The organism is Streptomyces canarius (assembly GCF_014650735.1).
Lineage (GTDB): Bacteria > Actinomycetota > Actinomycetes > Streptomycetales > Streptomycetaceae > Streptomyces > Streptomyces olivaceoviridis.
In genome coordinates this window covers 24757-48538 of sequence record NZ_BMVN01000024.1, presented here as the reverse complement: position 1 = coordinate 48538, position 23782 = coordinate 24757, and the positions used below count along the sequence as shown (strand labels likewise).

The window sequence follows — 23782 nt, the reverse complement described above, 5'->3', positions numbered from 1 at the left end:
TCAGCGTCACGCCGCAGTGCGCCCATGACCGTTGTCAGTTCTCATCGACGTCTTCTCACCCTGAGATCACCAAGTGTGTCCCAACTCGGTCATGCGCAGCATCGCCCGTCAGGTGCGAAGCCAGCAGCCCGATCAGCAGGCCGAGCATGCGAGGACGACGCCGCGGATCGCGCGGTGGCCATCGTGAGGAGAGCTTGATGCCGTACCTGATCCGTCCCGTGCACCCCTGACACCGGATCAGGCCTCACGCTGTGCACTGCGCATCCGGTGCGCACCGGTAGCTGCACCACCGTGGGGGTGGGCGAGCACCTGGTGCGGCCACGGGTGCTGCCGCGCGAGTGGCCGTCGATGTCGTCGTCCAGGAACAGGCCCACCGCCTGATCGCAGGGCTGCCCGCCGACAGCCGGAACGTCCCTCGGAGTCCTGTCCTCAGTCGTTTCGCCAGAGTGGCCGCGGGTGGTGGAAGCGGGTGGTGCCGCTGTCGATGAGGGCCCGGCCCGAAAGTCCGTCGAAGTAGTTGTTGACCACCGTATGGTCGTAGCCGTTGCCGTAGAGACACCCACCGTCAGTGCCGTCGAGCAGGTAGCTGACCTCCACCGTGGACTGGTTGCCGTTGTCGGCCGATCTTGGCCCGACCGACAGGGCCTCACGATCGGCCGTAAGGCACGGGCACGTCACCTGGCTGAGCGAACCGCCCCATCACGCAGAACAGGTCTCAGGAACCCTCGCTGCCGCCCCCACCCGCTGGAAGAGCCTTGCTCGCATCATCATGAGGGACACGGTCCTGCTGACTCATCGCGGTCACGAGGGTGGAGGAGACGTGGGCCAGAGCGGGGTCGGCAGCGATGAAGAACGTTTCGACTCCGGCCAGCTCGTGGTTCATGCGGGCCATCGGCATTTCGTAGTCGAGGTCGCGAACGCCGCGGACCCCGCGAATGACGACGTCAATCCCGACTCGGCGGCAGTAGTCGACCAGCAGGCCGCCGGTGTGGGAGTCAACGGTGACGTTGCTCAAGCCAGTTGCCGCCGCGCGGAGCCGAGCCTGGCCGTCGTCGAGGTCGCGGCCTGTGACGACCGGACGGCATTCTCGGTCCAGGAGTTGCTCGCCGGGCGGTGGGCCACCGCGACCGCGACCGCGAACACCATGCCCCGGGCTCCCGGCGAGGCCGGTGTACGACTGCTACCCGGACGTGCGCGAGGAGCTGGACCCGTGGCTACGCCGGGGCGTCTGGTACACCGCCAGGCACGGCCAGCAGTGGTTGGTGCCGCGGTCTTCTTGCCGTGGCGACCGCTGCGGGCGAGTGCGCCGATGAGCTCCACCCGGCTCATCCTCGGCCGGCCGGGCACGTTCTGTTCGGTCGCCCGCTGGAACAGCTCCGCCGCTGACCGCCCGGTGACGGTGTTCTCCCGCTCTTTGAGCCCTCACAGGCGGCCGGGTGGTCTTCTCCCTGGGGCCATCCGCATAAGGGCTACCGGGTCATCCCATCGAGCACACGAAGACGGATGCGCTGCTGCCGGGCATGGCCGAGCGCTACGACGTGCTGATCACTGCCAAGGACGGGGGGGTTCCCTCTGGTCGCGCCGGCCGAGGGCAAGGAGGGACGGGCTTCGGCCGTGCTGGGCACCGGTCGTCGCGGGGCACGCCGGCGGGTCCGGCGTTCGCCGAGAGGCGTCCGCCACGGCCTAGAAGACGCAGCCCGCATGGACCGATGTGCAGTGGTTCGGCTACCGCCGTGCCTCCATCGACTTCGTGGAGACCGGCTCCTCGCACATGGTCAGGCTCTCTCGCCCCGACGACGTCGTGGGCATCATCCTCCAAGCGGCCGAAGCAACCAAGTGAAACCGAGCGCGGCCCGGGTGGCATGACGGCCAGATGCGGTCTGGTCCGAGAAGATGCTCGCGCGTAGGCAGGGGTCGGCCGCCGTACCGCGTTCACCCGGGCGCAGCCCGACTCACACAACGCACAACTGAACATCCGACACAGCAGGGGAATCAGTAATGAGTACAGTCACCACGCCGGACGGCACCGTCATCTTCTACAAGGACTGGGGCCCCCGGGACGCCCAGCCGATCGTCTTCCACCACGGCTGGCCGCTCAGCTCCGACGACTGGGACGCCCAGTTGCTGTTCTTCCTCTCCAAGGGCTACCGGGTCATCGCCCATGACCGCCGCGGCCACGGCCGCTCCAGCCAGCCCTCGACCGGCCACGACATGGACACCTACGTCGCCGACGTCAACGTACTGACCGACGCCCTGGACCTCCAGGGGGCCGTGCACGTCGGGCACTCCACCGGCGGCGGCGAGGTCACGCGCTACGTGGCACAGGCCAAGCCCGGCCGTGTCTCCAAGGCGGTACTCGTCGCGGCCGTACCCCCGGTCATGGTGAAGAAGGACAGCAACCCCGAGGGCACCCCGATCGAGGTCTTCGACGGGTTCCGCGCGGCCCTCGCCGCCAACCGGGCCCAGTTCTTCATCGATGTCCCCGCCGGGCCCTTCTACGGCTTCAACCGGCCCGGGGCCCAGGTGTCCCAGGGACTGATCGACCGGTGGTGGTGGCAGGGCATGATGGGCGCGGCGAACGCGCACTACGAGTGCATCAAGGCCTTCTCGGAAACCGACTTCACCGAGGACCTCAAGAAGATCGACGTCCCCGTCCTCGTGATGCACGGGACGGACGACCAGGTCGTACCGTACGCTGACTCGGGCCCGAAGTCCGCCGAACTCCTCAGGAACGGCACGCTCAAGAGCTACGAGGGTTACCCCCACGGAATGCTGTCGACGCACCCCGAGGTCCTCAACGCCGACATCCTCGCCTTCGTGGAGAGCTGAGACCGGACGGCCCCACGCCACGGCAGCCGGATCCTCGCAGGTGGCGCCCCAGCACGAGCCTGAAGGACGGCTCGTCCCCTCGGTGATCACCGAGGCGGTACCGGACCGTACCGACCCTCGGCGAGCCCTTGAGACCACCTCCGTCGGCTGACGACGCACGCCCCGCGGCCGCGCATGCGCGGCCGCGTACTTCCTCGCCCTCCCCCGCTGACGTCACAGTTCCGACCGAGGCCACGGCCGCAAGCGGCCCGCCTGAAGCAGCGTCCTGCACTGTCCTGGCAGCCCGCATGCCGGTCGCCGACCGGTCGGGGACAACCCAGGTGCACCATGCTGCCGGGGCAGGGCCCCTCCTCCCGCATCGACACGTCCCCGCCGGCTTCGAGCGGGGCCCGCCTCAGGGTGGGGGTCGCCGCTCCGGGGCGATCTAGCTCGGCGCGTTCGGCTACGACAGCTCCAGTCGGCTGACGAGGCCCCCCCCCCCGGGGGGCGGCAGACGACCGCCTCCACCCCGTCCCTTCCTCCTCCTTGGCAAGTCAGCGTGTTGAAGGAGTCGTCAGTCAGAACAGCGGACGTACTTCGACGACTTGAGGCCTCTGAGGGGAAGAACCTGGCCGCCCGCACAGCACTCTCGACCCCCTGTTCGTCGTCCGCGTTCTGCCGCACCTGTTATGGGAGATTCCTCCAGTCGGCGTTCTCGGTCGGCGGGGCGCAGCCGGACGTGGGGCAATCGGCCGCCCGGACCGTCTGCCGTGCGGCAAGGTCCGGGCGTGCCAGGTCATCAGGGAGGCCGAGCCGGTCAGGCGTTGTCCGGCCATGTCAGGCGTCGAGCGTAGTGGGCCCATACAGCGATGACCGCGAGGGCGGCTGTCATGCCGCCCAGGGTCATGACCGTCGAGGGTGAGCCGGCGTCGACGACGACTCCACCGGTCAGAGCGCCGAGGGAGATCGTGGCCTGGAAGGACGCGGTGAACATGACGGAAGCTGCTTCGGGGGTGTCGGGGCTCGCCTTGGCGAACCATGTCTGTGAGCAGACAGGGACCGCCCCGTACGCCATGCCCCAGACGATGAGGAGGACGATCGCTCCGACTTTCCAGTGGCCCAGAACGGGCAGGAGCGAAGTGGCGCCGGCAATCATGCCGGCGGCGGTGCCGAAGGTGGCACGAGGGTGGCGTGCGACCAGGGACCCGCCCAGGAAGTTGCCGAGAACACCCGCTGCTCCGTAGGTGAGCAGGAAGACGGTGATGAGCCCGGAGCTGACGTCGGTGACCTGCTCAAGGAACGAGGTGACGTAGGTGTACGTGCCGAAGTGCGCCAGCACGACCAGAACGGTCAGGACCAATGCGCATCGGGTGGCGACGCTGTTGAACATGCCGCGTAGGACGCCCAGGCGGGTGGTCTGATGAGGTGGCAGTGGCGGTGTGACGATCAAAAGCAAGATCAGTACGCCGACGGTGAGGCCGCCCATGGCGATGAACGCGGTACGCCATCCGGCCAGGTCGCCAATGAGTGTGCCGGCCGGCACGCCGAGTACGGAACCCAAGGGGACTGCGGAGAAGATCACCGCTGTTGCTCGGCCGACGGATTCCGCGGGTACCAGGCGTTCGGCCAGTGAGGCGCCGATGGACCAGAAACCGCCGATGACGATGCCGACGATGATGCGGGAGACCAGGACCAGCCAGTAGTCGGGGGCTGCGGCTGCCAGGAAGTTCGCTGCGGCGAGCAGGACCATGAAGGCGCACAGCATCAGGCGGCGGTCGATCCGCGCGGTCGCTACGGTGACGACGGGGGCGGCAATCGCGGCGAGGAAGCCGGGCATGGTCATCATCAGTCCGGCCATGCCGTCGGAGATGGTGAAGCTGGCACCGACCTTGGTCAGAAGTCCGATAGGGAGGATTTCTGTGGTGACGATGGAGAAGATGCCCAGCATCACCGCCACGACGGCCAGCCATCCGCTCACCGGGGAGCGGTGCGATAAGTCGGTCCCGCCAGGATCGTGCGCGGTGGCGGTGGTGGATGCAGCCATGAAATCCGTCCTGTGATGTGCGTGCTGTCGCGCGATCAGTTCAGCAGGCGGAGCGGGGCATGAGCTGGCAGATTTGCGACGTCAGCGCTGTCTGGAAGGGTGTCGTCGCAAATCTGCTGATGGGTGCTGATGGGCGTCCCTACTGTCGATGCACGACATGGGTTTGATGAAAAGGGCCATTCGTCGAAGGTCTGAGGCCGCGCAGTTCATGCGTACTCCGTGCCGATATGGTGCTCGGCGTCGGCCGGTCCTGTCTGGTCGACCCCTGGTACGAATTCGCCTGCTGGGCCCCGGGGACGCTCAGGCTGCGATGCCTGCCGTGTGGAGCGGCGGTGGAGCATGGATCAGTTGCCGGAGGCGCACAGCCCGCCGGTTACTGCTGTTGTCCAGACGCTGCCTACAGCAGATGGCGCAGAATCCCGTGTCGTCGCCGCGTCGCCGGGGGTCGCCGAGGTCTGCCAGGGCATCGACGCGGGCAAGAAGATCGAAGGGCATCTTCAACCACGGCGCTCGGCTGGGCGTCGATGGTGAAGTGGCACTCGGCCACGGGGAAGGGTTCGAGCCGTTTCCGAAGCGGTGGGTGATCGTGCGCACCTCCGGCCGGCTGAGACAGCACTGCCGTCTGGCACGGGACTACGAAGCCCTGCCGCAGCCCTGCCGCAGCGATCCCAGGCGATGATCCACTGGGTGATGGCCAACACCCAACACGATGAATTCCATGCCGCCTCGCATCCACCAGGGATGCGAGGCGGTCGAGTGTCTGCCGGCGTGGGGGCTCACTTCACCTTGACCGCCACGGTGGGCGAGTAGACCTTCTCGGACCCGCTCACGCCCGCGATCCGCAGATGCTCGGCGCCCTTGGTGTTGAGCTTGGCGATCAAGGCGTACGAGTTGCCCTTCTTGACCTTGGCGGTCGCCCTGAGCGGGATCCACCTGCCGGACTTCTCGTGCTGAAGTACGAGCGGGGAACCGACCTCCAGACCCTTGGTACGGCCGGTGAACGTCACCTTGTCCCCGGCCTTCACCTCGGTCTTGTCGGCCTTCACGGTGATCGAGGCCATGCTGCTGGGAGACGGGCTCGCGGCCAGGGCACCGGTCGTCCCGCCGGAAAGCAGCGCCACGGAGAGAACACCGGCACCGAGCGCACGAAGGCAGTGGTGACGCAGTACGGAGGTCATGTGTGTCTCCCGTCCTGTCGCTCAATGGACCCTCCCAGGCTGGCGCCGGGACGCCACTCTCGCCACTCCGAGCCACCTGATCACAGCAACCACTTCCGTCACAGCAGCCGCATGACCTGGCCTTTCACCGGGCCGGCCCCGCCCCGAAACCCGACGGTCGGCAACGCCGGGGCACGTGGTCCCTCTCCGGCTGGAGCGCGACGTCGCCGCTGCCCACCCCAGACCGCAAGGGAAGCGTTTACTCCCGGCTACCGCACGTGGTCGCGCGCTCCCCGAGCCCGTTCGTCGACGAGATCGGAGCCGACCGGGCGGAGGCGGGCAGCGACCCGCTGTCTGGCCGCCCTCCGGTTCCCCCAGGACGGCCCGACGGTCATCGGGTATTTGGAGGGCGACGCACGTACCGCCCGTGCTACCGACCAAGCGGCTCTGTGAGCGCATCCATCGGCCGAGGACCGTACTCGATCACAGCCGGGTGGCCAGCCAGAGGGTTACAGCCGCGGTAACGGTGAGTCCGGCGTTGAGTGTGATCCGGCGGTCTTCGCCCATCAAGTGGACGGTGATCGCGCCGGTCTGTAGGAGTACGAAGCCGATGGCCGCGGCCGGCGCGAGCAAGGGAGCGATGCCGGTCAGTGGCGGCAGAACCAGGCCGGCCGCGCCGAGTATCTCGACCGCCCCCAGTGCCCTGACGGCAGGCAAGGGTACGCGGTCGACCCAGGCCATCATCGGGCGGAGTTGATCGCGGCTGCGGATCACCTTCAGCGTGCCTGCGTAGACGTAGAAGATGGCGAGCAGTCCCGCGACGGTCCAATAGGCGATGTTCATGGTTCCCGTTCATGGGCCACCGGTTGACGGGGGCCCGTCGAGTGTGTCGATTGCCGGTAGAGCCCTGGTGAAGGCCGGGTCCGTCGTTTGGAGCGACCCGGAGGCCGAAGAAGCGGCAGCGCCACCGCCCTGCCGTGGAAAGGAGGGTGGCCGGGGCCGGGCCGGGCTGTGCCGTCGGCTTCAGGCGAGGTCGGTGGCGGGCTCCGTCGCGTAGCGGCTCATCGCGTCGATGTTGGCCTGTGGTGTCAGCGGCCGGCCGTCGGCGAGTGCTTCCTGGAGGTCCCGGAAGTACTGCACGTACAGGTCGGGGGTGAACGTGCTGAGCATGCGGGCGGGTTGGTCGGTCAGGTTGGCGAAGGTGTGCGGGGTATCCGGCGGAACCATCACCAGTGTGCCCGTGGTGGCGTCGTAGTCCTCGTCCCCGACGGTGAACCGCACGGTGCCGGACAGGACGTAGAAGCCCTCGTCGTGTCGGGCGTGGCGGTGCTGCGGCGGTCCCTGGGTGTGCGGGGCGAGGACGGACTCGGCGATCGCGAGGCGGTGCCCGGTGTGGCTGCCGTCCTCCAGAATCCGCATGCGCGTGGTACCCAGAACGATCACTTCGCCATCGCCGGAAGCCACCACCGATACAGCGGGTTGGGTCTGCGGCTCGCCGGTCTTCGCTTCATCGGTCATGCTCACGAGTTCACCGCCGGGGGCCCGCCCGTGTCCAAGACCTGTCCCGCGGCGCCGATACCTCGTGGGTATCGTTGCAGGGTGGAGCTACGGACCTTGCGCTACTTCGTGGCGGTCGCCGAGGAACTCCACTTCGGCCGGGCCGCCACCCGGCTGCACATGAGCCAGCCGCCACTGAGCCGGGCGATCAGGCAGTTGGAGGCCGATGTCGGGGCCCTGCTCTTCACCCGCTCGCCTGCCGGCGTCACGCTCACTGCGGCGGGCACGGTGCTGCTCGACGAGGCGCGGGCCCTGCTCGACCATGCCGACCGCGTCCGGGTACGCGTGAGCGCGGCGGCCGGCGCCGCGACCATCACCATCGGCATCCTGGGCGACGGCACCGACCCGGGAGTGGCCAGGCTGGCCGCCGCCTACCGCCGACACCATCCCGCGATCGACATCCGCGTCCGCGACACCGATCTGACCGACCCCACCTGCGGGCTGCGCGCCGGACTGGTCGACGTCGCCCTCACCCGGGCGCCGTTCGACGAGACCGCCCTGGCGGTGCGTGCACTGCGGGCCGATCCGGTCGGCGTTGTCCTGCGCGCCGACGATCCGCTGGCCCGCCGCGACGGGCTGCGGCTGGCGGAACTGAGCGACCGCCGCTGGTTCCAGCTCCCGCAGGGCACCGACCCCATCTGGCAGTCGTACTGGAACGGGGGCAGACCGCGCGAGGGCCCAGAGGTGCGCGCCGTCCAGGAATGCCTGCACGCCGTGCTGTGGAACGGCACGGTCGGCCTGGCCCCGCTCGGACACGACCTGCCCGCGGAGCTGACCGTGGTGCCGCTGATCGACATGCCGCCGAGCCGAGTGGTGGCGGTGTGGAACGAGGGTGACACCAACCCGCTGATCCGGTCCTTCATCGAGACCGCGACCAGCGCGTACCGTCACTGACCACCGGCAACCGGTGCTGCCGCAACTCGTGCCTCATCAGAAACAGACAAACCCAACAGAAAGAACGAGTATGTATGACGATGCAGCACGACGGCCCCGGTGAGAGCCGCGACCTGGAGATCAACCCGGTGCCCAGCCGTGAGCCTGTACGAGTGCCCAGGTGCGCGCTGCCGTACGGGGAGCGGGAACCGGGCACCGCCTATCAGGTCGTGCACGACGGGCTGGCTCTCGACGGCACCGCCCGGCCGAACCTGGCGGCGGACCTGAGGGCCGGGCGACTGATGGCCGAGTGCGCCGAGAAGAACATGATCAACAAGGATGGGGATCGGATCCGCAGACCGCGGAACTCGACTACCGGTGCGTGCACATCCCTCACCGGGGTGACGAGGCCGGTGGCATCGTCCATGGCGCGCGCCGACCGCCACTGACGACAGAGCACGAACCGCCGGCCCGGCACGAGCCAGGAAGGGCCGGCCGACCCCTCTGGAGGAATGCCGTGTGCCGTCTTTTCGGTCTCAGCAGCGCCCCGCGCCGTACCCGCGCCACCTTCTGGCTCCTGGACGCCCCCGACAGCCTCAGTCGGCAGAGCCACCGCGATCCCGACGGTACCGGTCTCGGCTACTTCACCGCCGACGGCACCCCGCGGATCGACAAGGCGCCCATCGCCGCCTACCGCGACCGCGCCTTCGCCGAGGAGGCCCGCGAGGTTGAGTCGGCAACCTTCATCGCCCACGTGCGCTTCGCCTCCACCGGAAGCCTGGACGTCCGCAACACCCATCCTTTCGAGCAGGACGGGCGGCTCTTCGCCCACAACGGCGTCATCGAGGGCCTGGACGAGCTCGACGACCACCTGGGCGAGGACCGGTCACTTGTGAAAGGCGACACCGACTCCGAGCGGTTCTTCGCCCTGATCACCCGGGAGACCCGACGGCACGGCGGTGACGTCACCGAGGGCATCCGGCACGCCGCCCACTGGATCGCCGACAACCTGCCCGTCTACGCCGTCAACCTGATCCTCATCACCCCCGAGGAACTGTGGGCCCTGCGCTACCCGAACACCCACGACCTCTACGTCCTCGAACGCCGGGCGGGCGGCCAGCATGGCAGCCGGCATCTCGACCACAGCGGCACCCACGGTCGCATGCGCATCCACTCGTCACACCTTGCCGAGCACCCCGCCGTCGTCGTCGCCAGCGAGCGTATGGACGACAACCCGCACTGGCGCGAGATGGAGCCCGGCGAGTTGCTCCACGTCGGCCCCGATCTCCGCCTCACCCGCCAGGTCGTCCTTCCCGATCCTCCGGCGCACCCGCTCACCCTCGACGACCTGCACCCCGGCGCCGCCGCCTCCCAGAAGGCTGCCTGAAGGTGCCCGCACCGCAGCCATCAGTGGCCTGGCCGGCCACCGGGCTGCGGCTGCCGCAGTCACGATGCGCCTCCGGACGGACGCGGGCAGCCTCGGATTCCACGGCTGGCGGCTACCCTCCCCGGCCAGGTGGATCCTCAGGTCAGACCACCCCGGGAGCGGCCCGGACCCTCGTCGAACCGGTGGCCGTGAGCCGCGCCTCCTATGCTCCGGGCTCCGGGCTCCGGGCTCCGGGCTCCGGGCTCCGGGCTCCGGGCTCCGGGCTCCGGGCTCCGGGCTCCGGGCTCCGGGCTCCGGGAGAAGTCCAGCGCGACGAGACGATCGCCGCCTTGCGGAGCAAGCTGCGCGAGGCCAACAGCCGGGCGAGCAGGGCGAACTCGACGCGCTCGCCACGGTGACCGCGAACGTGAGCAACGATGCCGCCTTTCACCGCGCACACGTTCCCGCTGTGTCCAGTCCTGACCCCACCAGGCCGCTGTTCGGCCCAGCTGTCACCGACTGCGGGACTACGCGCGATCGCGCAACCACGGATTCGTCACGTGGTGCCAAGGCGGGGCAACGCGCTGGGGAGGCGACACCGTCGTACCGTACGCAGCCGACGTCACCATCGAAGTCGACGGTGCGCCCGGTCATGCGCCAGGTGAGGCGCGTTCCGGCGTGGTCCGGGCGGGTGGGAACGTGCGGCTGGACGGGGCCCGTTAGGCTTGGGCGTGTCGGCGGGTGGCCGCCCGCTGCCCGGCGAGGGTACGGCGCTTGTGCGGCTGCCCGGGATCACCACACCGAAGGACGGCAACCGAGTGTCTTTCTTCACCATCGGCCACCGCGGTGTCATGGCCGCCGAGCCGGAGAACACCTTGCGCTCTTTCCTGCGAGCTGAACGGGAAGGGCTGGACGGCATTGAGCTGGACCTGCATCTGAGCAGGGACGGCGAGTTGGTCGTCATGCACGATGAGACCCTGGACCGTACGACGGACGGCTCCGGTCCGATCGCCGGGCAGGAGTTGGGGAAGCTCAAGGAACTTGATGCCGGTCTCGGCGAGCGGATCCCCACGTTCGGGGAGGTGCTGGACGCCGTCGGGCCGACGTTGCCGATCCAGGCGGAGATCAAGGACGTGGCCGCTGCCCGGTCGCTGGCCAAAGTGCTCGCCGACCGTGACCTGCTGGACCGGGTCTCGGTGCTGTCGTTCCACGACGCGGCGCTGAGCGAGGTCCGCAGTCTGCTGCCGCAGGCCCGTACCGTGCTGGTGGCAGGGGCCAGTGCCCACCGTGACACCTTCGTCGGGCGCGCTCAGCAGGTTGGTTCCACTCTGGTCAGTGTGGAGTTGCGTCAGCTGAACCGGGCTATCGTCGACAGGTGCGGCGCCGCCGGTATCGATGTGATGGCCTGGACCGTCAACGGCGAGCGCGACTTGGAGCTGGCCCGGGCTCTGGGTCTGGTGGGGTGCGTGACCGACCAGCCTGGCATGAAGCGGTTGGTCGAGGCCACGGCCTGACCTCTGGGGGTGTTGGGCCGTCAAGTGGCGGGTCGGGCAGGGACGCGGCGGGATCGCTTCCGTGGCGGGACACGGGGCAGGCGATCTCCTGGGCCGGGCGCCGCCTGCTGCGTGCGTGGGCCCGCACCTGGCCGTGAGGCCGCGGCCGGTTCGACCCAGGGGATGTCCTCGCCTGGTGGTGGCCGCGTACCTGTCGGCCCCCGTGTGGGTGGCTTTGATTCGCTTCCTTGGGTCGCGTGACGCTGCCCGTCCTCGTTCATGGCTGCTCGTGGCCCGCGCGCGGCGCAGGGAGCGGTGAGGGTTTTGCGACGTGTGCGGTGGAGCACCGTGAACGGTCAGTCGGCGGGTGGGTTCAGCGGAGCCGGTCGTAGACGAGGGCCAGCGTGCCGTGCTCGCCGGCAGCCTGACTGACGAGCCTCCACTGCCCTGCGGGCAGGCCGTCCTGGAACAGGCGCGGGCCGTCGCCGAGGACGACGGGGAAGACCGTGAGGGCGAGTCTGTCGACCTTGTCGGCCGCCAGCAGGGCCTGGATGACGCTTGCGCTGGACAGCACGAGGATGTCACCGCCGTCGGTCGCCTTGAGGTCCGTGACCGCCTGGGCGGTCGGCTTGTCGACGATCGTCGTGCGCTCCCACGGTGCTTGGCGAAGGGTGGAGGAGAGCACCACCTTGTCGGTCTCGACGAGCCACTTCGCGAAGCCCTCGTCCCGGGGGTCGGCGCCTTGCGTGCCGATGACGGTGGGCCAGAAGCCGAGGAAACCTTTCGCGTTGACCCGTCCGAGCAGGGCCGTCGTCGCCGGCTGCCAGAGGCTGGTCAGGTGGTCGCGGGCGACGTCGGTGACGGCGTACGGCATGACCCAGCTCATGTCCTGGGGGTCGGAGCCGGCGTAACGGCCGTCGAGGGAGAGGGCCATGTTGGTGACGACCCGGCGGCCGGTGGTCTGCTCGGTCATGTCATGCTCCTGGTGCCGGGGGTGTGCGGTCGGTAGCGACGGTGTCGTGCGAGCTCGCGGCGAGGAGCGTCGTGAGCTTGTCCAGGCTCTGGCCGTAGCCGATCTCGATGCCTGCGATGAAGTCGGCGGAGTCGACGGTGCTGTCGGTGAGCCGCCAGTGAACGTCGAGGTCCGTGCCGGTTCGCGTTGCCCGCAGGTGGAGGTCGACGTGGGCGGTGAAGGCACGGCCGCCGTCGGGAAGCAGCGGGGAAAGCCGATAGGCGAGGCGTTCGTGGGGGTGCACGTCGTCGACAACTCCCTCTGCCCGTCCGACGACCGCGTCGGTGTCCTCGGCATCGCGGTACTCCTGCACGATCCGTCCACCCGGCCACGCCTCGAAGACGAGGTCGGAGACCTGGAGGTCCTCAGGAGCCCACCATCGGGCGAGCAGCGCCGTGTCGGTCAGGTGGCGCCAGACCAGCTCGGGATCCGCTGCCAGGGGCCGCAGGAAGGTCAACGAGCGGCCGTCGGCCCAGCCCGGCTGCTGTGCGGCGAGCCGTTCTGCGTCACGGCTGAGCTCATAGCGGTCATGAGCGGCTCCCGGGCCGCCGCCCTGATCCGCGGTGTCCGCGAGCCGGTCGAGCGTGGCCGCCAGCTTGCGCAGGGCAGTGGGTTGCAGGGCGTAGATACGGCGCTGGCCGGTGCGCCTGGAGATGACGACGCCGGCGCGCTCCAGGGTCTGTAGGTGCTTGGTCGTCTGCGGCTGGCGTGCCCCGGCGAGCTGGGCCAGAACACCGACCGAGCGAGGCCGCTCAGCCAGCAGGCCGACGAGCCGCCAGCGGGCCGGGTCGGCCAGCGCGGTGAGGAGTGCGTCCACACCCCACAGTATTCTCGACAGAGAATATTCGCGTCAAGGAATGTCTCGTCGTCCGCAGGAATCCGAACGGCCGGTCGCGCTGGGATCGAAGACATCAGCCATGCTGGCCAGGAAGCGGAAGCGGCCTCCCGCGCGCCAGGGAATCAGCTCGCCCGTCCGGATGATCAGCGCTAGCCTGCGCGGGTGATGACGGCCGACGACGTACTGTCCATCCTTGCTGTGCTGCGGAACGTTGACCTCGACATCTGGATCGGCGGTGGCTGGGGCATCGATGCCCTGGTCGGTCAGCAGACTCGTCGCCACCGTGACCTGGACCTGATGCATCGCAAGAGCCAGGAACCGGCTGTCGTGGCGGTTCTCGCGGATGCGGGATTCGTCGAGACCCTCGACTGGCGCCCCGTCCGGTTCGTCGTCACCGACCCCGGCACCGAGAGATCGATCTTCACCCCCTGATCTTTTCCGCGGACGGATCCGCGGTGCAGGCATCACCCGACCCTGAACACCCGTTCGTCTACCCGGCCTCATGTTTCGTCACCGGCACGATTCTGGGATCCACCGTCCCGTGTCTGTCGCCCGAGCAGCAGGTCTACTTCCACCAGGGCTACGAACCGGCTGACCACGACCGTCACGACATGGCCCAACTCCGGCAGACATTCGGGATCGCCACCCACTTCTGACCAGTTCTTGAGAAGGATTCGTCGGAGGCGATGGCGACGCTGTTCGTGCGGCGGATCGGGGCAACCACCGGGTCGTCCGCGCATCGTTCCCCGCGACCCCCGCCTCTCCCTGCCGGCCCCGGAGCCAGGCCACACGCCGGTCCTCGCGCCGCAGCGGTCAGCAGGTCTCGCGTGAGCGCGAGCGCGAGCGCGAGCGCTACGGATCATCCTGGCCCTGCTGATGAGCAGGGTCACCTCGCTCTGGCTGCGACTCGACGACACCCCCTCCGGCAGAGGGTCCTCAGGAGCCGTTCCTCCGCATCGCTGCAAGCTGGTTGAACCGCTACGCGGAGGGACCTTCCGTGGCCGGGGACGGAGCCGCTTCCGGTGTGGGTACTGGAACGTTCCCCGTGGGGATGCGTTCCTTTCGCCAGGGCAGGAGCAGCGTGCTCGCCATGCACAGCAGGCCGGCGATGAGCAGGGCGCCACGTGCCCCGGCTGCGGCGGCGACGAGGCCACCGGTGATCATGAAGGCGGCCTGGCATGTCTTCGAGCCGACGGACCAGGAGGTGGCGACGCGGGACATGAACGCGTCCGGTGTGGCCGCCATGCGGTACGTGGTGAACGACGGGTTGAAGACCCCGGCGGAGAAGAGCAGGCCGAAGTCGGCGGCCACGATGACGCACACGCCGAGGGCACCGGAGGGCGTCAGGGGCAGCAGGATCGTCCAGAGCGTGCGCGCGACTCCGGACAGCAGCAGAACGCGACGCTGTCCGAATCGCCGGGTGAGCAGCGGGGTCAGGCGTGAGCCCAGCACGCCGCCCAGGCACGGCAGTCCCAGGGCGAGTCCGTACTGCCACGGTGCCAGGCCGAGGTCATCCAGCATGAGGACGGCCATCAGCGGTGATGCCATCATGACGGAGCCGCCGAAGAGCAGCGCGTTGAAGAACAGCGGGCGCAGTCCTGGGTGCCGTAGGAGGTACTGCCAGCCCGCGGTGATGTCGCGGCCCAAGTGAGAGGCGGCGGCGCGTTGCGGTGGCGCGGGTTCAGGCTGCCGGATGCGACGGATGCCCAGGGCCGATCCGAGGAAGGACAGTGCGTCGACCACCGTGGTGGCGGGCGCGCCCAGTGCCCCGATCAGGAGCCCGCCGACGGGTGGGCCGGCGCTGACGCTGATCCAATTGGTGGTCTCGAAGAGGCTGTTGGCACGAAGGCGGTACTCAGGCGGGACAAGTGCCTTGAGGTGTGCGCCGCTCGCCGCGTCGAACGCGACAGACGCCGCCGTCTGGAGAACGCCGACGACGCACAGTTGGGTGAAGGTGAGCCTGTCGAAGGCCATGGCGACCGGAATGCTCGTCAGTACCGCGCAGCGGGCCAGATCGGCGGTGATCATGACCGGCCGCTTGTACTGGTGCTCGATACGCACTCCGAGCGGCAGGGCGATCACCCCACTGGCCATTGCGGACAACGCAGCGAGCAGAGAGACCTGGAGCGCCGAGGAATCCAGCACCAGGAGGGCAATCAGCGGCAACGCCCCCATGCCGACGGCACTGCCGGCCGCGCTGACCGCGTAGGCGCCCCATAACCGCCGGAAGTCCTCTCCGAGCGTGTTCCGCCGTACCAAGCCAGCCTCCCGAGGTGTGAAGGCGCTCAGCGTAGTGACTCCGACCGCCCACGGCCCCGTGATCAGGCCATCACCGGACCCACCTCAGAGCCGGGATCAGAAACCGGCACTTACCTCGTCGTTTAACGACCAGCGTCGAACGCGGATCGGACTTGATCAGCGTTTTCGCGCTTCAGCGGACATGTAGGGGGGCCTTCGTCCGATGCTGTGCTCCGTCACAGAGATCTGTGCACGCGCCCGAACACCGCCGTGGGCACGGGCTCTGTACGGCGGGTTCGATCAAGGCCGGATCGACGTCGCACGGCTGCGCCGGCCCTCGCCGGGGTGCCGTTGCCGCGGGCGGCGGACGGTCGGCTGGTGTTGGCGGTGGATGTCTCGCCGTGGGCTGCTTCCGGACGCCGACACGTGCGCCGACTCGGTGGTGGCCGCGCTGGAGAGTGGCCGCACGTCCTGGACAGCGGTGCTGGACGCGGTCCGCCTGGGGCCCGGCGCCGACATCGCCGCGGTGACCACCGTGCAGATATGTGAGGTCGTCGAGCGGCTGGTCGCCGCCGGCCAGGGGAAGCCGGGTGACCCGGACGTCCTGGTCGTGTTGGACGCCGGATGCGACGCCCCGCGCATCGCCTACCCGCTGGACGGGCCGCCCGTCGAGATCCTCGGTCGGCTCCGCTCCGATCGCCTGATGCGGCGTCCGACGCCCACCAGCAAAGAATTCCACCTGGCCAACCCCAAGGGCGGCGAGTCCATCTTCGGCGACTACGCAACCTGGGGCGCCGAGCAGGCCGTGACGGCCATGGACACCCGGGTCCACGGGAAGGCGACCGCAAAGGCATGAGACCGGCTGCACCCGCGGCTGACCCGCCGGACGGCCTGGCACGGCCGCGACAGGCCGCTCCCCATCATCGAGGGCACCGTCGTCCGGCTGGTCGTGGAGAAGCTGCCCAGCGGCGGGGTCAACAAGCCGGCCCGGCTGGGTGGTCTCACACCGACGCCACCACGGCAGATGTGGACCGCTGCTTGCAGTCCTTCCTTCGCCGCTTCGACATCGAGCACACCTTCCGCCTGTTCAAGCAGAAGCCTCGACTGGACCAAGCCCCGGCTTCGCGGCTCGGAAGCGGCCGACATCGGGAACCTCACCCGCCACAGCGCCGGCAGGGTCCTCGCCACCGGCGAGGCACACAGCCGCCCAACCCACCACAGAAGTGGAACGAAGCCCCGCCGCATTGCGTGCACCCGCAGTCCGCAGCACCCACGACAACCACGCGGGCCGCGCATGGAGCAAGATAAGCGGCATGGTCAATGACGGGAGCGCACCCTTCACGCTGCCGCGGGGTGCGACAGGCTTCTTCGTGCCGAAGGACGGTCCGCTTCCGGAAACTGACGTGCGAGCGTTTCGGACCGCGCTGCACGCCGCCGCCCGCATCGCCGGAGGCAAGGTGGGCGAGCTGGAGGAGCAGGCGTACCCCCGGAGCTTCCACGTCGCCTCGATCATCGATCACACAGGCGAGAGCGTAATCCTGTGTCACGCCCACCACCCCTGGATCGCCTTCGCTCAAGAACGCCGAGATTGGTACCGAGAGGAGTTCCGCTCCGCTCCCCCATGGGCCCACACCTTCGCGGAGACAGGCTTCGTGGTTCTGAGCAGCGAGCGGCTCGCCACGCCTCTCTCCGACGTGGACACTTCGGTTCTCACCCAGGGCGAGTGGCGTCAGGTTCGCTTCTACGACATCACCACGTTGGGCGGAGTGCTCTTCAACGCATGGGATTGATGATCACGTGGATGATCACGTGAGGGACATGCCCGGCAGGCACCCTGCGTGGCGACGCCGCCGGAGGGTCCGTCAAAGTACCTTTGGCCAGGCGATGTTGATCCGCAAGGATGGTGAGCCGGCGGCGCGGCAGGCGCGTCTACGTATCGGGACGCAGGGAGCAGCAGTGACAAGGACCCATGGCACGGTTTCTGTCTTGGCCGTGGGCATTGCGTTTCTGGCGTCGGCGTGCAGCGGTGGTGGTGACGGCACGAAGGCGGATCCGTCCCCGTCCGCCGTGACCACCCCGGCCTCCGCCACCCCCACAGCCGCGGCACACCCCACCGCGACGGACGCCTCCGACCTGGCGGCGTACTGCTACAAGGGCGGCCCCACCACGCTGTTGACGGCCCAGCCGGCGTACCGGGGCAAGGGGCCGCACCCCGTGCTGCTCGCCACCACGAGCCCGACTCCCTTACGGGCCACCGAGGCCCCGCTGCCGTCGCCGGGCGAGACGGCGACCGCCGCGCCCCATGACACGTACCATCCGGACCCCGCGAAGGCGCAGCTCGTTGCCTGCGTCGTCAACAAGGGCAAGGGCAAGCTGGTGGAGACCTGCCGCTATGCCGGCGACTACGTGCGCTACTTCCGGCAGGGTCAGTACGAGGTCACGTTGTACGAGGCGAAGACGGGCCGCAAGGTCGGCACCACGACGGTGGCGGGGGACGACCATTACACGTGCCTCGCCCAGGTGTCCTTCGTCGCCGGAGAGCCGCAATCGAAGACGGAGTGGCTGTCCGCGGGCCTCCCGGCGTTCCGCAAGGCCCTGGCCCCGTGGGTGAACGCGGTGAAGTCGTAGGCGCGCGTCAACCGGCGACAGGGGCCATCAGCTGCCCTGCCTGGAGGCTGTCCACCGAGGGGCGCGGTTCGCCTGCCGGGAAGCCTGTGCGGCGCCCCGCGTCGAAGTCCCGCAGGGTAGATCGAAAGTGTGTCTTCGGCGCCAGGGTTGTGTTTGTGGTGCTCCACGGCATAGAACCACGCCTCAGGGCAGCATCGGTTTCTGATCACGCCGAAGGGGAGAGCTGTTCGCGTACCCATTCGGGATCGGGGTTGGTGTGTGGCCGGCCCGCCACGAGGACGGTCGGCACGGTCTCGTTGCCGTCGTTGGCCGCCCTCACCATTGCGGCTCCTGCCGGGTCACGCCAGATGTCGACCCAATGCAAGCGGCGGGCGCTGCGACCCAGCCGGATACGCAGTCTTACGCAGTACGTGCAGCCCGGGCGCCAGAAGACGACTGGCCGGCCGTCGACCGCGCTGCGCCGTTGTGCCTCCCGCGCACCGATCGACCTCGGGAAGATCAGGGGCGAGTTCAGGCCGGCGAATGCCAGGAACGCCAGCAGGAGTGCTGCGGCTGTGCCGGGGTTCCCCTTGAAGATCTGCCCTGTCGCGAGGGCTGAGCCGCTGAGTACAAGCAGTACCGGCAGAATCCATGCGCGCATCATGATGGTGCAGGCTATCGGTGAGTCGGACTGTCAGCCGTGGGTGCCAGACTCGGCGGCATGACGCTGTGCGACTACTTCTCCGCCGCTGACGACCGAGCTGCCGTCGCGGTCCTCCAGACTCCGGGGGGGCCGGGGCAGGCGGAACTCGACGTGGTCTTCCTCAAGAACATCGATCCGGTCGTCGCGATCGCCCGGCTCGAAGCCATCATGACCGGCTGCACCCGGGAGGAGGCCGGTGAACGCCCGCGGTCCGGACAACTGCTGTCAGAGCCGGAGGACGGCCCGCCGTTCGTGGTCAGCCTGTCGGACACCCTGGTCGATGCCCTCGCCACGGCGACGCGGGACGACCTCGCCGGCTTCGCCGAGCCGTGGTCGATGACCGATGAACTCCGGCAGACGGGGGTCGGCATCGAGGACACGACCGCTGTTCTGGAGAACCTGGCCGGACTGGCTCAGCGCGCTCGGGCTTCCGACCAGCGACTGTACTGCTGGTGGGCCCTGTGACCCACCGGTGTCTGGTGCCCTTGTCCTTGTTCGGCGGTCCGCGCCGCCGGCGGGTGCGGTAGGGCTCTCCGGTGAGGGTGAGGGCCTGGGTGTCGTCGACCAGGCGGTCGATCATCGCGGTCCGCGGCCGGGCCGTCCCCGTCAGGGCTCGGTCCGTGCCGCCAACCGCTCGGTCACCTCGCGTGCTTCCGCCGCCCGGCCCTGGTTCCGGTACAGGCCCAGCGCCGTAGCCCAGGCCTGACGTGCCGCGTCGTGGTCTCCCGCATCGGCGTGCATGTCCCCGAGGGAGGCCCACGTGTCGGCCTCGCGATTGGCGTTGCCGATGGCCTGGAAGTGGGTGAGGGCCTGTTGGTACGCGTCCAGGGCACGACTCGTCCGGCCGGTGCGCCGCGCGATGTACGCCAGCGTGTCCCATGTCGCGGCCTGCCCCTCGCCGTCCTCGTGGACCTGGAGCAACGGCAGCGCCTGGAGGCAGTGCGCCTCGCCGCTCGCGTACCGGCCGAGCCGGGCCAACGCCCAACCGGTGCCGTTCAGGATGTTGGACTCGCCCACCTGATCCCCGAGTGCGCGGTATCCCTCCAGCGCCTGCGCGAAGTGCGGAAGGGCGCGCTCGTAGGCGTTGATGCGGACGTGGACCTCGGCGAGCGAGTGGTGCGTGCGGGTGAGGCCCGCGGTGCCGCCGTCGGCACGGAACCGCTCCAGAGCCTCGTCGAGGTGGGGCAGGGCTTCGTCGTAGCGCCCCGCCTGTGCCAGGGCGACGCCGAGCCGCTGACGGGTGTGGGCCGTCAGAGACGGATCGTCCAGGCCGGTGGCCGCGTCCAGGGCCGTGTACCAGGCCCGGATGCTTTCCTCGAACAGCCCGCGGCGCCACCGGAATGTGTGCAGTGCCCAGGTCAGGCGGCACAACTCCAGTCTCATGCACCGCTGTTCGGTGACGGCGATGACCTCCTGAAGGCAGGCGTACTCGGCGTCGAACCAGGCCAGCGCGGCCTGCGCGTCACCGAAGGCGAGGGGGGCGGCCCCCGGATCGTCGAGTGCGGGTGGGTCCTGTGCCGTGCGGTGCGGCTCCAGGACTCGGTGCGCCGCTTGGGCCGTGCACACGTAGAAACCGACGAGACGGCGCGTGTGCCGGTCGCGTTGCGTGGCGGTCAGGCCGGTCGCCTGCTCCTCGGCGTACAGCCGGATCAGGTCGTGCATCTGGTAGCGGCCCGGTCGGTGCTGACGGACCAGGCAGGCTTCTTCCAGGACGCGCAGGGTGCGCAGGGTTCGCGTCGGGTCACGTTCGATGAAGTGGGCCAGCGCGGCCAGGGACACGTCCTGGTGCGGCAGGAGCCCCAACAGCCCGAACACGCGGGCCGGTTCCGCGTCCAGCGCGGCGTGCGAGGCGGCGAACAGGACGCGGAGGCTGACGGAGACGTCACCGGTGTCCAGTATGTCGAGGCGGGCGCTCGGATCGCGCAGGTCCTGGGCGAGCTGGTCGAGGGAGGCGCCCGGTAGACCGTCCGCGTGCGCGGCCGCGATGTCGAGGGCCAGCGGCAGCCCGGCGCACCAGCGGACGATGTCGCGCAGGGCCGGCTCGGAAGCGGCGCGGTCGTGTCCCACCCGGCTGGCTAAGAGCCGCGACGATTCGGCGGCCGACAGTACGCCGAGGCCGACGATGTCCGCGCCGGCCCGCACCTTGAGGCTGCTCAGCCGATTCCTGCTGGTCACAAGCGTCCTGCAACCAGGTGTTCCCGGCAGAAGCGGCACGACCTGTGCACTGTCGCGAGCGTTGTCGAGGACGACCAGCATCTTTCGCCGGGCCATCAGCGTGCGATAGAGCGCCGCGCGGCCCTCCGTGTCGGCGGGCAGTTCGCTCTCGGCCGCCCCGAGAGCCATCAGGAACAGGTGCAGGACGTCACCGGGGTCGGTGGGGCGGACACTGGGGCTGAAGCCGTTCAGCTGGGCGTAGAGCTGGCCGTCGGGAAACGCGTCGGCGTGCTGGTGCGCCCAGCGCAGAGCGAGCCACGACTTGCCGACTCCGGCCATCCCCGCGATCACAAAGACGTCCGGCGCCGTGTCGTCGGCGCGGCCTTCCCGTGCGTCGAGGAGCCTCAGTGCGTCGTCCCGGCCGACGAACCCCGAGGGTGACGCGGGGAGTTGGCGCGGTGTGCGGGGTTCGGGTGCTTCGGCCGCAGGTGCGGCGAGGGCGTCGTCGAAGACGAGGATCCGCTGATGGAGCTCCTGCAACCGGGGACCGGGGTCGGTGCCCAGCCGCTCCACGAGCCGTTTCCGCAACTGCTCGTAGGCGGTGAGGGCGGCGGCGGGCTGTCCCGTCCGGTACAGGGCCAGCATGTGCAGGTGGGCCACCTGTTCGTCGAGTGGCTGCTCGGCGGCGAGCGCGGCGAGGGGCTGGACGAGGTCGACGTGCCGACCTCGGTTCAGCAGCAGCTCGTAGTAGTCCAGCCGGGCCCGCTGGTGTTCCTCCGCCAGCGTGAGGCGGTACGCGTCGAGCCAGGGAGAGCGCAGCCCGGCCAACGGCTCGCCCTGCCAGAGCGCCAACGCCCGGCCGTACGAGGCCTCGGCCTGCCGAGGGTCGTTCGCGCCCCGTGCCTGCTCGACCAAGGAGCGGAAACGGAACAGATCGACGGCCGAGTTGTCGGTCCGCAGCACATACCCCGCGGGCGTCCGCACGATGTCCCACCGCTCCGCGTCGCCTGGATCCGAGCGCAGGGCACGCAGCCGGGACACGTAGCTGTAGAGCGAGGCCATCGCACGTGGCGGGACATCGTCTCCCCACACCCGTGTGAGGAGCGTCTGCGCGGACACGGGTCGGTTGGCGTCGATGAGGAGCAGCGCCAGGACGCAGCGCTGGCGCGGTGATCCGGGGGCGACGTCGGCCCCGCGGGAGCGGATGGTCACATCGCCGAGAAGGGTGAATCCGATGTTCATGCCGGTCTCCGTCCCGCGCGGTCTCGCCAGGCCCTGGCCGGCCGTCGCGGCTGTCCCGCCCGACACCGGTCTGAGCGCCCCTGCAAGAAACTATCAAGCTCCTTGCAGGGCGCGTGCCGAACAGTGGGGGGTGACCAGCACGTACCGCAGGGGGAAGGACCACATCATGCCTCATCACGGCATACTGCTTCGCGGACTGCTCGGCGTCACCGCCGTCGCAGCTCTCCTGACGGCCGGAGCGGGGACCGCTACGGCCCACACCGCACCAGCCGCCCACTCGACGGCCGCACCGGCGGAGGCGTTCGGCGCCCAGTCCTCGGCGGGCCGCTACCTGGTGGACGGTGCTCGCATCCACACCCAGCCCAACACCAGTTCCACGACGGTCGGTTACGGTTACGGGAGCCACGACGTCACCGTCCACTGCGGCCGCGTCGTGGCAGGCCAGGAGTGGTACTACCACACGGACAACACCACGCACGTGACCGGCTGGGGCCGGTACGACGTCGTCGTCCCGTACCTCGCCGTCGGCACCTGCTGACCCGGCCGCAGGAGCAGTCATGAGCACACACATCCGTCGCCGTCACCGTCTGTACGCCGCCACCCTCGCCGTCTTCGGCACCACGGCCGCCCTGCTGCTGCCCGCGTCGGCCGCCGGCGCCGCCGAGGGAGCCCCTGCCGCGTCCGGCACCGCCCCGCGGGCTGTCGCCGCCGCTCCGGGCGACTACCTGGGAACCGGGGTGCGGATCCGGGCCCAGGCCAACGGCTCGTCCACGATCAAGGGTCTCGGATACGCGGGGCAGGGAGCGACCGTCTACTGCTGGCAGGACGGGCCCGCCGCCAACCCGAGCCTGACCATCAGCTGGTACTACCACCGCAACAACGCCACCGGTGTCACCGGCTGGTCCAGCTGGGACGTCTTCAGGCCGTCCGCCGAAGTACCGCACTGCTGACCCGGCGCCACGCGTGATCGCGTCCGGTTCTTCGTCCACGGGGGTGGCGGAGGACCGGACGCGACCGCGTTGCACGCGGTTCGTTCCTGGCGCTCATGCCCAGCACGGAGTTCGGCGCGCGGCTCAGCGTGGGCGAGAACGGGCGGTGGCAGAAGGCCGGCGGCGGCCTGGCGGGCGGCGGGATCGCGGTAGTGCCCGAGGTGCGCGGCCAGGGCGTGGCGAGCCGGGCGTCGACGTCGGCCTGGCCGTAGCCGCCGCCCGACAGGCGAGTTCGTCGGACACCGCTTCGTCACCCGCGCGCGGTTCGGTCTGCTCCAGCGTGCCCAGTTCACGCGGCGAGGCGACGGGGACGCCGGCGCTGGCGGCTGCGTGCGCGGTCCACGCCTCGTTGGAGGCCACGGCGGCTTCCGGCGCCGGCTCGGCGGCCTTCAGCAGGCGCACTTCGGCTTACCGCCTTGGTCGCGGCGGCTCAAGCCTGTGAGCGACCTGTGGGACTGGCAGCGTTTCGCCACCTGTCGCGGCATGGACAGCTCCGTCTCCTACTCCCCCACGGGCGAGCGCGGTCGCCTCCGTCGAGAGCGTGAGGAGCGGGCACGGCGCGTGTGCGGGGGATGCCCGGTTGGGGGGCAGTGCGCGCGGATGGCGTTGGAGACGCGCGAGCACTACGGCGTGTGGGGCGGCCTGTCCGAGGCCGGTCGCAGTCGCGGGTGAGGCAGTCGTCCGCTTCCTCTCGTCCCATG

27 protein-coding genes and 3 pseudogenes are annotated in these 23782 nt (G+C 69.6%); 17 read left to right on the top strand and 13 right to left on the bottom strand.

What is annotated here, in order from left to right; translation table 11 throughout:
- Nucleotides 1-429: 429 nt before the first annotated feature.
- Together IE294_RS28805 and IE294_RS28800 are read right to left on the bottom strand one after the other, a co-directional pair.
- Nucleotides 430-678: a hypothetical protein gene (locus IE294_RS28805; protein ID WP_189890886.1), complete on the bottom strand. Its 249-nt coding sequence runs from the start codon at nt 676-678 to the stop codon at nt 430-432.
- A 37-nt stretch (nt 679-715) separates the two neighbouring features.
- Nucleotides 716-1015: a nucleotidyl transferase family protein gene (locus tag IE294_RS28800; protein WP_189890885.1), complete on the bottom strand. Its 300-nt coding sequence runs from the start codon at nt 1013-1015 to the stop codon at nt 716-718.
- Here IE294_RS28800 and IE294_RS49805 point away from each other — a divergent pair.
- The 3 genes from IE294_RS49805 to IE294_RS28795 all read left to right on the top strand — a co-directional run bounded on the left by IE294_RS49805 (nt 989) and on the right by IE294_RS28795 (nt 2829).
- Nucleotides 989-1687: a DUF6207 family protein gene (locus IE294_RS49805; protein ID WP_373315862.1), complete on the top strand. Its 699-nt coding sequence runs from the start codon at nt 989-991 to the stop codon at nt 1685-1687. The two genes, IE294_RS28800 and IE294_RS49805, sit on opposite strands and share 27 nt — an antisense overlap.
- Before the next feature lie 24 nt (nt 1688-1711).
- Complete coding sequence (locus IE294_RS49105; RefSeq protein ID WP_268252819.1) at nt 1712-1840, top strand: hypothetical protein; 129 nt, start codon at nt 1712-1714, stop codon at nt 1838-1840.
- A 158-nt stretch (nt 1841-1998) separates the two neighbouring features.
- Nucleotides 1999-2829 carry an alpha/beta fold hydrolase gene (locus tag IE294_RS28795; protein ID WP_189890883.1) on the top strand — a complete coding sequence of 277 codons (831 nt, stop codon included), beginning with the start codon at nt 1999-2001 and terminating at the stop codon, nt 2827-2829.
- 796 nt (nt 2830-3625) lie between these two features.
- Here the strand turns inward: IE294_RS28795 and IE294_RS28790 are convergent.
- On the bottom strand, nt 3626-4852 hold the full coding sequence (locus tag IE294_RS28790; protein ID WP_189890881.1) for an MFS transporter: 1227 nt from the start codon (nt 4850-4852) through the stop codon (nt 3626-3628).
- A 339-nt stretch (nt 4853-5191) separates the two neighbouring features.
- Between IE294_RS28790 and IE294_RS28785 the strand changes: the two genes are divergently transcribed.
- A complete protein-coding gene (locus IE294_RS28785; RefSeq protein ID WP_189890879.1) occupies nt 5192-5383 on the top strand; it encodes a hypothetical protein in 192 nt (63 codons plus the stop codon).
- A gap of 245 nt (nt 5384-5628) precedes the next feature.
- On the opposite strand, the gene IE294_RS28780 is transcribed toward IE294_RS28785, so the two are convergent.
- From IE294_RS28780 to IE294_RS28770, 3 genes are all read right to left on the bottom strand, one after another.
- Complete coding sequence (locus tag IE294_RS28780; RefSeq protein ID WP_189890877.1) at nt 5629-6030, bottom strand: hypothetical protein; 402 nt, start codon at nt 6028-6030, stop codon at nt 5629-5631.
- 462 nt (nt 6031-6492) lie between these two features.
- Entirely contained in the window at nt 6493-6852 is a 360-nt protein-coding gene (locus IE294_RS28775) for a DoxX family protein (protein ID WP_189890875.1), read from the bottom strand.
- A 180-nt stretch (nt 6853-7032) separates the two neighbouring features.
- On the bottom strand, nt 7033-7527 hold the full coding sequence (locus IE294_RS28770; protein ID WP_189890873.1) for a cupin domain-containing protein: 495 nt from the start codon (nt 7525-7527) through the stop codon (nt 7033-7035).
- Nucleotides 7528-7608: 81 nt separating this feature from the next.
- Here IE294_RS28770 and IE294_RS28765 point away from each other — a divergent pair, with 81 nt between their 5' ends.
- The 4 genes from IE294_RS28765 to IE294_RS28750 all read left to right on the top strand — a co-directional run bounded on the left by IE294_RS28765 (nt 7609) and on the right by IE294_RS28750 (nt 11319).
- The gene (locus IE294_RS28765; RefSeq protein WP_229917391.1) at nt 7609-8460 is read left to right on the top strand and encodes a LysR family transcriptional regulator; all 852 of its coding nucleotides are present in this window, start codon (nt 7609-7611) and stop codon (nt 8458-8460) included.
- A 74-nt stretch (nt 8461-8534) separates the two neighbouring features.
- A complete protein-coding gene (locus IE294_RS28760) occupies nt 8535-8888 on the top strand; it encodes a hypothetical protein (protein WP_373315858.1) in 354 nt (117 codons plus the stop codon).
- Nucleotides 8889-8956: 68 nt separating this feature from the next.
- Complete coding sequence (locus IE294_RS28755; RefSeq protein WP_189890952.1) at nt 8957-9826, top strand: class II glutamine amidotransferase; 870 nt, start codon at nt 8957-8959, stop codon at nt 9824-9826.
- A 797-nt stretch (nt 9827-10623) separates the two neighbouring features.
- Nucleotides 10624-11319, top strand: coding sequence for a glycerophosphodiester phosphodiesterase (locus tag IE294_RS28750; protein ID WP_189890871.1), 696 nt, complete (start codon nt 10624-10626; stop codon nt 11317-11319).
- A 352-nt stretch (nt 11320-11671) separates the two neighbouring features.
- Here the strand turns inward: IE294_RS28750 and IE294_RS28745 are convergent, their stop codons facing one another.
- From IE294_RS28745 to IE294_RS47890, 3 genes are read right to left on the bottom strand one after another with little or no spacing between them, the layout of a single operon-like run.
- Nucleotides 11672-12271 (bottom strand): dihydrofolate reductase family protein, encoded by a 600-nt coding sequence (locus IE294_RS28745; protein ID WP_189890870.1) that lies wholly within the window; start codon nt 12269-12271, stop codon nt 11672-11674.
- A gap of 1 nt (nt 12272) precedes the next feature.
- Entirely contained in the window at nt 12273-13127 is an 855-nt protein-coding gene (locus IE294_RS28740) for a metalloregulator ArsR/SmtB family transcription factor (protein WP_189890868.1), read from the bottom strand.
- A 33-nt stretch (nt 13128-13160) separates the two neighbouring features.
- Nucleotides 13161-13451 (bottom strand): hypothetical protein, encoded by a 291-nt coding sequence (locus IE294_RS47890; protein WP_229917400.1) that lies wholly within the window; start codon nt 13449-13451, stop codon nt 13161-13163.
- On the opposite strand from IE294_RS47890, the pseudogene IE294_RS28735 reads away from it, so the two are divergent.
- A pseudogene (locus IE294_RS28735) lies at nt 13347-13804 on the top strand (nucleotidyltransferase domain-containing protein). The gene IE294_RS47890 and the pseudogene IE294_RS28735 sit on opposite strands and share 105 nt — an antisense overlap.
- Before the next feature lie 322 nt (nt 13805-14126).
- Here the strand turns inward: IE294_RS28735 and IE294_RS28730 are convergent.
- The gene (locus IE294_RS28730) at nt 14127-15407 is read right to left on the bottom strand and encodes an MFS transporter (RefSeq protein WP_189890866.1); all 1281 of its coding nucleotides are present in this window, start codon (nt 15405-15407) and stop codon (nt 14127-14129) included.
- A gap of 233 nt (nt 15408-15640) precedes the next feature.
- Here IE294_RS28730 and IE294_RS49365 point away from each other — a divergent pair.
- From IE294_RS49365 to IE294_RS28715, 3 genes and pseudogenes are all read left to right on the top strand, one after another.
- Nucleotides 15641-16710: pseudogene (locus tag IE294_RS49365) on the top strand (transposase); the annotation flags it as partial.
- Complete coding sequence (locus IE294_RS28720) at nt 16700-17176, top strand: hypothetical protein (RefSeq protein ID WP_189890864.1); 477 nt, start codon at nt 16700-16702, stop codon at nt 17174-17176. The pseudogene IE294_RS49365 and the gene IE294_RS28720, both read left to right, overlap by 11 nt.
- Nucleotides 17177-17378: 202 nt before the next feature.
- A complete protein-coding gene (locus IE294_RS28715; RefSeq protein WP_229917389.1) occupies nt 17379-18014 on the top strand; it encodes a hypothetical protein in 636 nt (211 codons plus the stop codon).
- Nucleotides 18015-18219: 205 nt separating this feature from the next.
- Here the strand turns inward: IE294_RS28715 and IE294_RS28710 are convergent, their stop codons facing one another.
- Nucleotides 18220-18657, bottom strand: a complete 438-nt coding sequence (locus IE294_RS28710) for a glutaredoxin domain-containing protein (RefSeq protein WP_189890860.1) — start codon at nt 18655-18657, stop codon at nt 18220-18222.
- A gap of 57 nt (nt 18658-18714) precedes the next feature.
- On the opposite strand from IE294_RS28710, the gene IE294_RS28705 reads away from it, so the two are divergent.
- Nucleotides 18715-19161, top strand: coding sequence for a hypothetical protein (locus IE294_RS28705; protein ID WP_189890858.1), 447 nt, complete (start codon nt 18715-18717; stop codon nt 19159-19161).
- A 141-nt stretch (nt 19162-19302) separates the two neighbouring features.
- On the opposite strand, the gene IE294_RS28700 is transcribed toward IE294_RS28705, so the two are convergent.
- Nucleotides 19303-22092, bottom strand: coding sequence for an AfsR/SARP family transcriptional regulator (locus tag IE294_RS28700; protein ID WP_189890856.1), 2790 nt, complete (start codon nt 22090-22092; stop codon nt 19303-19305).
- A 166-nt stretch (nt 22093-22258) separates the two neighbouring features.
- Between IE294_RS28700 and IE294_RS28695 the strand changes: the two genes are divergently transcribed.
- From IE294_RS28695 to IE294_RS49800, 3 genes are all read left to right on the top strand, one after another.
- Nucleotides 22259-22630 (top strand): hypothetical protein, encoded by a 372-nt coding sequence (locus tag IE294_RS28695; RefSeq protein WP_189890854.1) that lies wholly within the window; start codon nt 22259-22261, stop codon nt 22628-22630.
- Between the two features lie 19 nt (nt 22631-22649).
- On the top strand, nt 22650-23042 hold the full coding sequence (locus IE294_RS28690; RefSeq protein WP_189890852.1) for a hypothetical protein: 393 nt from the start codon (nt 22650-22652) through the stop codon (nt 23040-23042).
- Nucleotides 23043-23137: 95 nt separating this feature from the next.
- Nucleotides 23138-23293, top strand: a complete 156-nt coding sequence (locus IE294_RS49800) for a hypothetical protein (protein WP_189890850.1) — start codon at nt 23138-23140, stop codon at nt 23291-23293.
- Between the two features lie 73 nt (nt 23294-23366).
- On the opposite strand, the pseudogene IE294_RS49795 reads toward IE294_RS49800, so the two are convergent.
- A pseudogene (locus IE294_RS49795) lies at nt 23367-23483 on the bottom strand (NAD(P)H dehydrogenase); the annotation flags it as partial.
- A 36-nt stretch (nt 23484-23519) separates the two neighbouring features.
- Here IE294_RS49795 and IE294_RS28680 point away from each other — a divergent pair.
- Nucleotides 23520-23753, top strand: a complete 234-nt coding sequence (locus IE294_RS28680; RefSeq protein WP_268252818.1) for a WhiB family transcriptional regulator — start codon at nt 23520-23522, stop codon at nt 23751-23753.
- Nucleotides 23754-23782: the final 29 nt, after the last annotated feature.